Below are 12997 nucleotides of genomic sequence, written 5' to 3'. Positions count from 1 at the left end.
CTCCTGGATCACGCCGACCACGTGACCTTTCAGTCAACGGACCGCCAAGTCCGTTTCATACGGGGGTACTTCTCACGTGGGTGTGCGAAGAACGCTGACGCTTGTCTCCGCGCTGCTCGCGACCATGGCGCTGCTGGTGACCGGCGCCGTCGCGCAGAACGGCATCGGGCCCTACGTCTTCCACGGCGAGGTCTGGAAGCCGAAGCCACTGCCGACCACACCCGCTGTCGGCGACCACGATCTCAGCCGCCCCAAGACGCTCCGCCCCCATGGCTACCGTCCGCTGACCCGGTACAAGGCCGCGACACCCGCCTGGCCCCACGTCGGTTCGCGCACGGTCGGCCTCACGGCCCGGCTCGCCAAGGCAGGTGCGCTGCCGGTCTGGGTGGCCTGGTCCGGCAAGGCGAAGCCGCAGCAGGTCCACGTCCAACTCGCATCCCGGACACAGGCATTGCGCGCAGGCGCCGACACCGGACTGCTGGTCGGACTGAACGGGGCCAAGACGCCCACCGCCAAGGTCAGCGTGGTCGTCGACTACTCCTCCATCGCCAAGGCGTACGGCGGCGGCTACGGCTCCCGCCTCACCCTCACCCGCCTTCCCGCCTGCGCCCTGACGACCCCGCAACGGCCCGACTGCCGTACCCGCACACCCCTGAAGTCCGTCAACCGCGCCACCGCGAACCAGCTCACCGCCACGACCACCGCGGACTCGGCGATCGCCGTCACCTCCGGCAGCCGCGGCTCGCAGGGCGACTACTCGGCCACCTCCCTGACCCCGGAGGGAAGTTGGCAGGCCACCGGAACCGGCGCGTACACGTACTCGTACCCGATCGACATGCCGGCGGGGGTCGGAGACACCGGTCCGTCCGTAGCGCTGTCGTACGACTCGCAGGCGGTGGACGGCGAGACCTCGGCCCGCAACTCGCAGGCGTCGTGGATCGGCGACGGCTGGAGCTACCAGCCAGGGTTCGTGGAGCGGTCGTACCGGTCCTGCGGCTCGCTCCTCGACTCCGACGGCAACAAGCTCCTCAAGGGCTCGGGCGACGAGTGCTGGGCCGACGGCAACGCGACCGTCTCCTTCGGCTCGCACTCCGGTGTCCTCGTCCCGACCACGCTCTCCGGAGTCCCGGGTGAAATACGGGAGTTCAGGCTCCAAGGCGACGACGGGACCGTCGTGCAGGAACTGTCCGGGGCGGCCAACGGCCTCCACGACGGCACCTACTTCCGCATCCTGACCACCGACGGCACCGCGGCCTACTTCGGCGCCGACCACTCACCCACCGGCCCCGGCACCAAGGGGCTGGCCTCCTCCGACACCGGCGACGACCCCACGCACTCCGCATGGGGTGTCCCGGTTCTGCACCCGCGCTCCTCCGACCCGTGCCACAGCGACGCCGACGGCAAGAAGTCCCGCTGCGACAAGCCCGAGGGCTGGCGCTGGAACCTGGACTTCGTCGTCTCGCCGAGCGGCTTCGTACAGCGCTATGACTACGCGAGCGAGACCGGCTACTACGACCTCGGCGGCGGGCAGGCGACAGCGACCGACAACAAGGACGACACCGGCACCCTCACCTCGTACACCCGCGGCGGAACACTCTCCTCGATCTCGTACGGCTACACCCTCGACGACGAACAGGCGGGCCGCACCCCGTCCGCCCAGGTGGTTTTCACCTCCAAGCAGCGCTGCCAGACGACGTCCTCCTTCACCGACTGCTCGGCCGGCAACCTCGACGACAACACGGCCCCGCACTGGCCGGACGTCCCCTGGGACCTGCACTGCGACGCGTCCGACAAGACCAAGCTGCCGGACGACGCGACCAAGGTGCCGACAGACGTGTGCATCGTGTCGTCACCCACCTTCTGGTCGACGACCAGGCTGGACAGCATCACGACCAAGGTCCACGTCAAGGACGGCGACACGGACAAGCTGCTCCCGCTCGACTCCTATGACCTCGGGCAGGTCTACTCCGACGCCGGCGGCACGGTCGACCCGGTCACCGGCAGCACCGTCGACCCCAAGGACGCCGGCTCGCTCCAGGCCGTGATGTGGCTGCAGTCCATCCGGCACACCGGCAAGGACACCTACGGCAACGGCAACAAGGACATCGCCGTCAACCAGGTCTCCTTCACCGGCACCGAGATCGACAACCGGGTGAACGACGACTCCCCGTCGGCACCGCCGCTGTACCGGCCGCGCATCGCCAACGTACAGACGGAGACCGGTGAGTCGATCACCGTCGAGTACAACCAGAACCCGTGCGCGGGCAAGTCGCTCGACATCAAGGCGGCGGACTCCAACACCAACTCCTGCTACCCCGTGTACTGGACGGTGCCGGGCGCTTCCAAGCCGATCGCCGACTGGTTCAACAAGACCACCGTGCACAGCGTCACGGTGGCCGACCTGACCGTGGCCGCGCAGTACAACCCGGACTCCTCCAAGATCCCGGCAGGTTCCGAGGCCCAAGTCTCCACCTACGCCTACTCCGGCGCCGCCTGGCACCGCGACGACTCCGACCTGACGGACGACCAGTACCGCACCTGGGACCAGTTCAGGGGCTTCCGCAACGTCACCGTGCGCACCGGCAAGGCCCCCGAGCCGGTCACCCAGCAGACCACCACCTACCTGCAGGGCATGGACGGCGACTACAAGGCCGACGGCTCCCGCCGCTCGGTCAGCCTGGACGCCACCGTGGGCGGCAAGACCGTTGAGACGGTCACCGACGCCGACCAACTCGCGGGCAGCGCACTGCAGTCGGACACCTACACCGCATCCGGCGGCACGGTGAACGCGTCCACTGTCAACGGACCGTTCACCTTCACCACGACCGCACACGCGGACCGCACCTCATGGACGGCCTGGACCCAGGAGGACCATCCCGGCGAGACCAAGCCGGACAAGGCGACCCTGCCCGACCTCACCGCCCACCGCATCAAGTCCACCCAGACGCACGGCTACGCCCGCCTCAGCGACGGCACCTGGCGACACACGCGCACCGACTCGGTCTACGACGACCAAGGTCGCGTGCAATCGGTGGACGCGCACGGCGACGTCTCCGTGGCCGCACAGGAGAAGTGCACGACGACGGGCTATGCGGCACCCGCGCTGCTGGGCGCCAACACCATGCTGCTCGCCTACCCGGACCGCATCACCACGGTCTCCGGTCCCTGCGGCACCGCCCCGGGCAAGGACACCCTGCTGTCCGACAAGAAGGTCTACTACGACGGCAACGGTTCCGTCACCGACCTCGGCACATACGGCACCATCAGCCACCCGCAGGTCACCGGCACCCAGATAGCGACCGGCTTCGCCGACGACGGCACCGAGAACTGGCGTACCACCAGCGGCATCTCCTACGACGGCGCGGGCCGTGTCACCGACGCCCTCGACGCCACGGGCACCGGCACCCACACCGACTACCTGCCCAAGTGGAACAGCGCGGGCGGCAACACCAACCCCACCCAGATCGTCTCCACCAACCAGCAGAAGTGGAAGGTCACGTCGACCCTGGACGCCCTGCGCGGCGTGCCCCTGGAGAACGTCGACGCCAACAACCGCGTCACCGACATCACTTACGACGCCCTCGGGCGCCGTACTGCCGTGTGGCTGCCCGGACGCGACAAGGGGACGCAGAGCGCGGACATGACGTTCGCCTACTCGGTGAACCCCGGTGCCGTCCCGGCCCCCGGTGGAACGATCACCCAGCCCGGCGATCCGTCATCCGTCACCACCCGCACCCTGCGTGAGGACGGCACCTACTCGACGTCGATCAGCATCTACGACGGCATGCTCCAGCCCCGGCAGACCCAGACGACCGCCGACGGCGACTCGGACTCCGGCCGGATCATCTCCGACACGTTCTACGACTCCCACGGCTGGCCGAGCGCGTCGTACGCCCCGTACTCGGAGCCGGACCACGGCCCGTCGGCCAACCTGTACGCCGCCAACGAGAACGAGATCCCGGCCGAGACGACCACCACGTACGACGGCCAGGGCCGCGCCACCGCCAGCACGCTGTGGCACCAGGCCATCAAGCAGTGGAGCACGTCCACTGCCTACCCCGGCGCCGACGAGACCGACTCCACGCCACCGGCAGGCGGATCGCCAACCGCCGTCTACACCAACGCACTTGGCCAGACGGTCAAGTCCGTGGTGAAGAACACCGCCGCCACGGTCACCCTCAAGGGCGGCAGCATCATCCCGTCCGGCACCTCGTTGACCTCCAACAGCGTGCGCCTGACCATGCAGGCCGACGGCAACCTGGTCCTCTCCGCACTCACGACCGGCAAGACCGTCTGGTCCAGTGCCACGAGCGGAAACCCGGGCGCCTACGCGCAGTTCGGCACCGACGGCAACCTCGCCGTCTACACCGCCTCCGGCACCTCCAAGTGGAGCACCGGTCTCACCGCGACCACCGGCGCCACCCTGCAGATCCGCAACGACTCCACACTCGCGGTAGTCGCCGGCGACGGAAGCACGGCCCTGTGGAAGCAGGGCACGGCAGGCGCGGCCCCGGCAGCCGACGCCACCACCCGCTACACCTACACGCCTGCCGGCCAGGTCGACTCGGTCAGCGACAGCGCGGGCAACACCTGGTCCTACCACTACGACCTGCTCGGCCAGAAGACCTCCCAGACCGACCCCGACACCGGCACGACGACCTTCGACAAGTACGACGCGCTCGGAAACCTGCTCCAGAGCACGGACCCGCGAGGCCAGGTCCTCTCCTACAGCTACGACTGGGACAACCGAGTCACGGCTGAGTACGCGGCCCCCTGGTCCGCCACGCCCGACCCGTCCAAGCGACAGATCTCGCGGGTGTACGACACCCTCGCCAAGGGCTACCCGACCTCCTCCACCCGCTATGTCGGCGGTGCGAGCGGCAGCGCGTACACCGAGGCCGTCACCGGCTACAACACGGCCTACCAGCCTCTGGGTTCGACGCTGACCGTCCCCGCCGCGGACGGTTTCCCGGGCACGGCCGGCAAGGACAGCGGCACGGTCACCTACACCTTGACGTCGACGTACACGCCGAACGTCGGCCTGCTGGCGACGACCCAGTACAAGGCCGACGGCGGCCTGCCGGCCGAGCGGATCGGCTATGGCTACACGCTGCAGGGCGAGTTGGACGGATTCGGCGGTGACATCAGCCCCGCCAACACGCCCTCCTACCTGGACGGAACGGTCCACGACCCCTTCGGCCGGGTCCTGCAGGCCAACTACGGACCGGTCGGCAAGGAACTGGCGACCTTCGCCCAGTACGACGCGACGACCGGCCGCACGACGCAGACCAGCAGCATGGCGCAGACATCGACGACAGCCCTGGACGTCGTCAACTACCGCTACAACCAGGCCGGTGAGCTCACCGCCACCGACGACCTGCAGAACAACACCACCCACGACACGCAGTGCTTCACGTACGACTCCTTCCAACGGCTGACCGCCGCCTGGACGGACACCGCCGGGATCACCGACTCCGGCACCGCGCCGGTGGGGGCGGTCGGCGGCTGCACCTCGGCCTCCGTGCAGACCAGCGCGGCGCCGGTGAAGACGAAGACGGTGGGCGGCCCGGCGCCGTACTGGCAGACGTACGCCTACGACCTGCTCGGCGACCGCACGAGCATGGTCGATCACGATCCGACCGGCAACGCGGCGGCCGACACCACCCAGTCGACGTCGTACCCGGGCGTCGACGCCACGACCGCCGTCGCGCACCCGAACGAGGCGGGCGCCACAACGACCAGCAACCCCGACACGGGTACGGCGACACAGACACCGTCGTACACGGACATAGCCGGCAAGAACGCCGGCAACACGGTCAGCCGCGCGACGAAGACGACGGGACCGATCGCCACCGGCTTCGCTCTCTCCGGCGGTGGCAAGCTGTGCGTCGAGGAGACGGGCTCGGGTGCCAAGGTCGATGTCACCACGTGCAGTTCGTCGGCTACGGCCCAGAAGTGGACGATCGGCACCGACGGCACGGTGAAGGCGGGCGGCTTCTGCCTGGACACCGCCAGCAACGCGACCACCTCCGGAACCGGCGTGGTGGCCGACACCTGCTCCTCCGACGCCACGCAGAAGTGGCGCGTGACGTCGACCGGAACGCTCGTCAACGCGGCCAAGAGCACCCTGTGTCTGACCGACCCGAGCGCCAGCGCCACCAAGGGCACACAACTGACGGCCACGACCTGCGGCGGCAAGGGTCAGACCTGGTCGACGATCACGGCCGGAGCGCTGCCGGCCGGCCAGACGCAGACCTTCACCTACGACGCCGAGGGCCGGACGGCGACGGTCTCGACGCCGACCGGCACGACGGCCCGCACCAGCAAGTACCTGTACGACGCCGACGGCAACCTGCTGGAGCAGACGGCGGCGGTCGGCGGCACGGACAAGACCCGCGTCCTGTATCTCTTCGGTGGCGCCGAGCAGTTGACGCTGGACGTGGCCGCGAAGACGTGCACGGGCCTGCGGTACTACGCGGGCCCGGACGGCACGCGGGTCACCCGTTCCAGCTCCGGTTCCGTCACCTATCAGGTCGCCACGTCCCAGGGCACCGCGACGACGGCCGTCGACGCCTCCACCCTGGCGGCCACCCGGCGCTACTACGACCCGTACGGCAACCCGCGGGGCACGGAGCCGTCGTCGTGGGTGTCGGCGGACGAGAACCACGGCTTCCTCGGCAAACCGGCCGACTCGGTGACCGGGCTGGACCTGCTGGGAGCACGGAACTACGACCCGATGCAGGGTCGCTTCCTCACCCCCGACCCGGTCTTCGAGGCGGGCGATCCCAACCAGATGGGCGGCTACTCCTACGCCGCCGACAACCCGGCGTCGAGCTCCGACCCGTCCGGCCGATGCCCCAAGGACATCTGTCCCGACGGCGGGCAGAACACCGGGAAGACGCCGTACAACCCGCCCGGCGGTGGTGGCCGAAGTGGCAGCACCGACACCTCCAACGGTTCGACGAGCGCCTCGCCGACGCCGACCACCACACCCACACCCCCGATGGGCCCGACGCCCACTTCAACGCAGACCCCGACTCCGACCCTGGGTGAAGTCCCTTGCCAGCCAGCTGACTTCGGCACCAACAGGTGCGAGAGCTATGGCGGCGGCAGAGCCATGATCGCCAGCGTCCTCGCGCCCCCTGCACTGCTCCTAGTCCTCGCGTGCGTGGAAAGCGGCATCGTGGACTGCGTCAGCGGCTTGGCCCTAGGTGCCGCAGACGCCGAGGCGGGCGGGAGCCTGCTTACCGGCACACGCGTCATCCTGGGACTGGGCGGTGCTGCAGCCGAGGCAACAGAAGAATATGCCGACGAGCTGGCAGCCGAGGCCAGCGCGGCCAAGAAAGCCAATGAAGACGCCTCGGCAGCCAGGGGTGCCGCAGCCAAGAAGGCCGATGCCCAGGCCGAAGCTGAGCACGCCAATTCCGAAGCGGCGGCACCGGACACCCCGAGTAAGGGCACGAGCACCTCGACTCCAAAAGACACTTGCAGCTTCTCGCCTGATACTCGGGTCCTGTTGGACAACGGCGAGACCAAACCGATCAGTAACATCAAGCCCGGTGACAAGGTCGAAGCAGCCGATGCCAAGACCGGAAAGCATCAAGGCGCCCGAGCGGTGCAGCACGTGTTGATCAATCACGATCACAATCTGCTGGACCTGACCATCCGGACCAAGGACGGCCACACCGCCACCCTCCACACCACCGACAACCACCTGTTCTGGGACGACACCACACACACCTGGGTCCCTGCTGGCAAGTTGCGCCAAGGCCATGCTCTGAATACCGCAAGCAACGGCCACGTCTACGTGGTCACCAGTCACGTCATGCCAGGCGCTCGTTCACAACGAGTGCCCCAAGCACGTTGCTGAAGTTACCGTCATGGATGGGGCAGGGAACATTCGAGGGCCGAGGCCAAGCGAAGAGGGGCCTTCCACCTATTGGGCGGGAAGGCAGTCCGATGCGGAGAAAGCGCAAGGCAAGTACAAGGGAGGCTTGATCTCGCACACTGAGTCACGGGCCACGCGCGTGGCTGGCGTGCCCCACGTCTACTGGAAGGGGGGTGACGATCCCCTTCTCGGGCGATCGCCCGCCATTCCAGGAGATACGTATCTCATCGAAGGGGCACTGCCGCCCTGTGACTGGTGCCAGGCTCAGATGGAGGAGGCCGCCCTTTCTACCGGCACGAACTGGGTGTACACCTGGTTGGAAGACGGCATTCGGCAGTATTGGTGGCGTGGACCCGCAGGTTAGGAAGTAGAACTATGGTGACTCTCACGATTCGCGACATTGAAATCGATGACGAAGCCCCCATGCTCCTCGTTGGAATGGGTGAGTATTCCAACGAGGAGGGTCTGGATATCATCTTCACGGCAAATCTCCGGAACAATGATTACCAGGAAAATAGCAACTGGCCTGAGGGCGAGTCCTATTGCGTTACTGACACCGAGGGGCTTACTAGCTTCGGAGGGGTCTCCGAAGTTGATCTTAAAACTAACTCTGTACGCATCGTCTTCTCCGAAAAGACGGCTCGTGTCATGAGGCTGCCCGACCGTGAAATCCTGTTCCAATTCGCCCCCGGAGTAGTAGATGCGAACAGGCTTTCCTCTGCCTTGAAAAGAATTTTTACGTGCGGTAGGCCTGAATATCACCCCCGCTTGACCGGCTTTCAGTCGGAAGGGTAAGGAGCTCCATGGCATCGCAGTTGATGCTTCGCGCGGCAGAAGCGCACTGTTCGTCCGGAGGGTAGAGGAATTGCGGGCCTTGTGGTGGGCGGGCCTGATACAAGGGGCGCGCCGCTCAGGGGGCCCGGGTGATGCGTACGAGGTAGTCGACGGACTTCTCATCTTGGAAGACGACGCCCTCGTTGGGCTGGCACCGCCGGTGATCCCGGTGATCTGATCGGCGAAGGCGTGGCGACCGGTCGCGCGTATTTGTTGCCGGGGCTGGTGGTGTCTGCGAGCTGCACGGCGAGTCGTCCAGGTCCACCTGACGCCGAGCGGGGCTTCCTGGTCGAGTGACGCCATGATGGAGCCCTTCTGGGCTCGGCTTCAGCCGAACTACCCGACCGCCGACGGTGGTGCGTCCGCCTGGAGCTCTCGACCGCGCTCTTCGAGCTCATTGAGACCTTCCATAACCGCAGGTAGACATTCTGCTGGAGATGCTCACTCCCGTCGAGAACGAGCGTCGTAGAGCAGACCTTCGCACTGCTGCACTAGTTCAAGCGCCTCGCAATCCGCTGGGAACGACGACTCGAACTCCACGATGCCGTGGTCTCCCTCGCCTGCGCCCTCATCTGCTGGCGGCGGTTGACGTATCGATAACCCCAGGAACCGTGCTCGCGGCAGGACATGCTAAAGATCGGCGGTGACTTTCTACGAAGACTTGAGCCTCTACACCGAGGAGCCGGAAGACACCTTCTGGGAGGGCGAGGGCACACGAGTGGTGACCTTCACCCCCCGCTACACGCGGATCAACGTCGGCTGGCTCGCGGCAGGCCACCCCTTCGCCGTTGGATCACCCCCACCCGGCTTCGTTGAACAACTCGACCGCATCCTGCACGGCCAGTACGTCAACGCCACCCTGGGAACGCACCCGTGCGAACTGTGCGACGCAGACGACGACACGCCTGGTGCGCCCCGCGGCAGCAGCGAGATCCGTGTCCCGGTCTCACTCACCAAGGTCTTCGCCGCTCCATTCCTCATCGGCCACTACGTGCAGGCGCACAGTTATCTCCCGCCGAGGCGCTTCATCGACGCGGTGCTGGCCTGCCACGACACCTGGCGCAACGGACCCTCGCCCCCCTGGCTCCCTGACGACGCACAGCGACTCGACTTCGAAGCCGGCGACTGAGCAATCCGTGCTCGCGTGCTTCGGTTTCATGGCCGCAGCGGCAGCAAGTGATGGCATCGCGCTGACTGATTTCTCGTACCGCCGGCCGCACGGTCGCCACCGTCCAAGGCCCTCTCGTCGGCCCCGCTTCCCGGGGGCAGGTGGCGCGTCTGCCGCACCCACGCGTACCGGAGACACCCCCGGTCGACTACGACCGCATCCGCGACCATGACGCCACGGTCACGATGCGAGGCACCGCTCTCGACCTGGCTGCCGTCCAGGCCGATCTCCCTGCCGACAACTGTCCGACCCCTCCCGCGGCGCAACTCGCATAAGCACAGGTCACCGTCCGGGTCGGCATGGTCGGCAGCCCCGCGGCGGTTCATGCTGCGGGCGTCGCAAGAAGCGGCGAACAGCAGCGAACGTCTCCATGGCCGGGCGGCTGATTCGTTCGCCTCGGCCAGGACCGCTCGCTGTGCCGCGGTCGCCGCGTGCTGTTCGACGGGCCTCGGTTGCCGTCCCCATCTGCCTACATTCGCCCCTGCGCTTTTGCCCTGGCCGGGACCTCCGTATCTGGGCACTCCCGTGCGGTTCCGGGAGTCCCGTCGAAGTGTGCACGCGTGGTGCAGGGAACGAGGTGCCGGGCGGTGAGTTCGGTGACCGCTGACATCGCCCCCCGGGAGGAGCCGCCAGGGGCCGAGGCATCTATCGGTTTCCGGGACGCCTCAGCCGGCCGGCGGGCGTGGACGGTGAGCGCGACCTGGTCCCGGGCCCGACGGAGCGGCACGGGGTTTTCCCCCTGTACACAGTACGAGTGAATCAGCCGTTCTTTCCTGTCGGTGCTGGTGGTGAGCCCTTTACGGTCTTCGAGGGGATCCGGCGGCTGCAGGAGAGGTCCTGCGGGCGGGTGACGGTTGAAAGGCGCACCTGATGTTGGGCTTGGGGAACTCGCCGGACGTGCCCGGGTCCCGGCCGGGCCGCTGCCGTCGGACCAGGGCGGGGGTGTGGGTCGCGGTCGGTGTGGCATGCCTGGTGGGAACGGCGCTGGCTGCCGCCGGGTGGTGGGCTATTGGAAGTATGTCCGCGTGGTTGGCGGGCTTCGGTCCGTCCGTCGGCTGCTGGGTGTTGACGGTGTCCTTGGTGCTCCGTGCGTGCGGGGTGAGCGGCCGGGTACGGACGCGTCTGCTGTTGTTGGCAGCCTCTGCCGGGACCGGGTGCGTGTACCGGGTCGCGGTCAACGTGTTGTCGACCCACCCCCTGGCGTGGGGGCTGGACGTGCGAACGTTGCGCGGTTGGCTGGTGGTCACCGGAGTGACCATGGCGGTCGGCCTGGGGATGGCCGGACTGGTGGTCGCGGCCGACGCCGGGACGGGGCGGCAGATATGGCTGCTGCGCGTGCTGGACGGGATTGTCGCAGCCGGGTCCGTGTTCATGACGGGATGGCTTCTGCTGCGGGGAGCTGGCGAAGGCTGGCATCTGGAGACGGGAGTGGTCGGCGTCCTCTGGGCGGCGGAAGTCGCCTTCCTGGGGTTCTTGGTTGCTCTGCGCCGTCTCGTCCGGAGCGATCAGCAGGCCACGGTGTGGGTGGCAGTCGTCGGACTGGCTCTCACGTTGATCGGCGACACCCTGCGGCTGTGGGGGGCCGGCCAGCATGTCCCCGAGGTGATGTCTTCCCGGCTGGCCGACGCCTGCGTCACCGCAGGGCTGCTGGTGGTCGCGTTCGGCCCTTGGGTGCCCGGCGGTGCGACCATCCTGGGTGCCGGCCGGCCGACGCTGCGGTTGGGGGTGGAGGGCGCCGCCGCATTCATTGTCCTCACCGTCTGTACCGTCACGGTGCTCGGATTCGTGTTGGACCCCCTTGCCGACCCGGTACCGCTTCTGGTCGGCGGGACGGTACTGCTGGGCCTTTGGGCACGCCGGACGCTCCTGCCCAGCCCGAACACCGGAAGGGATGACTGACTTCTCGGATGGCGTGATCACGGCGCAGGCCAGGAGCACTTCTAGGATCCCGGGTGCGGGGGAGGGACGACCGGGCGCAGCGCGTCTCCGGGCCCTCGCGCACCGCGGCCTCCTGGCGTAGCGCCTTTCGGGAAGGTGGGAGGCCGGGGCCGAACCCAACGGCCGCCAGGTCGGCGGAGGTGGCTCGCCCCCGGGCCGCATCTCATCCCACCGTCGGGTTCGGCGACACCTTGCTGTTGGAGGGCGGAGTGAGGACGACCTGGGGCTGGCCTGCGGCCGCGGGTGGTGGAGTCAGGTCCTGGGCCGGGAGGTTGGGGGCGGTGGTTTCCTGGGCGAGGACCTGGGTGAAGTCGACCAGGCCGGTTTTCTCCACGGCGGAGATGTGGTCCAGGACGGTGTTGTTGGCCTGGTTGGCCAGGGCGCGGATCAGTGTGTTCCTCGTGGTGGTGCGGACGGCTGCGATCGTGGTGAGGAACTGGCCGTTCGTCGTGCGGACGGTGGTGGCCATGTCCGTGTCGAACTGCTTGCCGCTCTCGGCGTTCAGGCGGGACTCGAAGCCCTGCTGTTGGGGTGATGGCTGGTTGGGCAGCGTGATGCCCAACTGGGCGGCGGCATTGCGGCAGGCGGCGTCCAACGCGGCGTCCCCGGCGACCAACTGCTCTCCAGCGCTTCTGACCGCCTTCGTCGTTCCCTTCTTCAACGCCTTTTCGCCGACGGGGTACTCCCACAGGCCGGCCGCGCGCACCTTGACCACGAAGTCCCGGTCCGCTGCCGTCAGGGGGCCGGTCGCCGGGTGGGTGACGACCCGCGAGGGTGCGCTGCTGACCTTCTGGACTCCGAGCATGGCGGGGTAGAGGAGGGAACCGAGGGTGAGGCTGACCGCACCACCTATGAAGAGAGTTCCCGCCGCCTTCCGTGAAACGAGCACCGTGTCTCCTGATCCGGTTCATCGGATCCCGCACACACGGCACGTACGGATGTGGGGGGTCCGAAGAACCTCTCTGGCTCGTCATGGGTTGGCAAAGAGATCGAGTGGTCGGTGACGGGCCGGCGGGCCGCAGGGCCGTTCGACCTAACTGCCGCCGGAAAAGGGGCCGTTAGGCCCTAGGGGGCGGTTGCCTCAACGTCGACCATGTAGCGGCGGCCGGGGAGGGCCAGGGCCATTCCCGCACACTTCTGGTGCTTCCCGGCTCGTCGACGACACCAAC

6 protein-coding genes and 1 pseudogene are annotated in these 12997 nt (G+C 67.8%); 6 read left to right on the top strand and 1 reads right to left on the bottom strand.

The annotated features are described in order from the left end of the window. Positions 1 to 76: 76 nt before the first annotated feature. The 6 genes and pseudogenes from ABZZ74_RS37170 (at position 77) to ABZZ74_RS37145 (ending at position 11789) form a co-directional block, all read left to right on the top strand. Positions 77 to 7870 (top strand): ricin-type beta-trefoil lectin domain protein, encoded by a 7794-nt coding sequence (locus ABZZ74_RS37170; RefSeq protein WP_356772655.1) that lies wholly within the window; start codon positions 77 to 79, stop codon positions 7868 to 7870. Between the two features lie 10 nt (positions 7871 to 7880). Then, positions 7881 to 8252, top strand: a complete 372-nt coding sequence (locus ABZZ74_RS37165; protein WP_356772653.1) for a hypothetical protein — start codon at positions 7881 to 7883, stop codon at positions 8250 to 8252. An 11-nt stretch (positions 8253 to 8263) separates the two neighbouring features. Then, a complete protein-coding gene (locus ABZZ74_RS37160; protein ID WP_356772651.1) occupies positions 8264 to 8683 on the top strand; it encodes a hypothetical protein in 420 nt (139 codons plus the stop codon). Between the two features lie 501 nt (positions 8684 to 9184). Further along, positions 9185 to 9322 (top strand): annotated as a pseudogene (locus ABZZ74_RS37155) (IS5/IS1182 family transposase); the annotation flags it as partial. A gap of 43 nt (positions 9323 to 9365) precedes the next feature. Next, positions 9366 to 9851, top strand: a complete 486-nt coding sequence (locus ABZZ74_RS37150) for a hypothetical protein (RefSeq protein WP_356772649.1) — start codon at positions 9366 to 9368, stop codon at positions 9849 to 9851. Between the two features lie 1197 nt (positions 9852 to 11048). Next, complete coding sequence (locus tag ABZZ74_RS37145; protein WP_356772647.1) at positions 11049 to 11789, top strand: hypothetical protein; 741 nt, start codon at positions 11049 to 11051, stop codon at positions 11787 to 11789. A 202-nt stretch (positions 11790 to 11991) separates the two neighbouring features. Here ABZZ74_RS37145 and ABZZ74_RS37140 read toward each other — a convergent pair whose 3' ends face one another. Continuing rightward, positions 11992 to 12717, bottom strand: coding sequence for a DUF4142 domain-containing protein (locus tag ABZZ74_RS37140; protein ID WP_356772645.1), 726 nt, complete (start codon positions 12715 to 12717; stop codon positions 11992 to 11994). Positions 12718 to 12997: the final 280 nt, after the last annotated feature.

This window comes from Streptomyces sp. NPDC006476 (assembly GCF_040612015.1).
Classification (GTDB): domain Bacteria; phylum Actinomycetota; class Actinomycetes; order Streptomycetales; family Streptomycetaceae; genus Streptomyces; species Streptomyces griseorubiginosus_B.
This window is presented reverse-complemented; position numbering and strand designations above follow the sequence as displayed.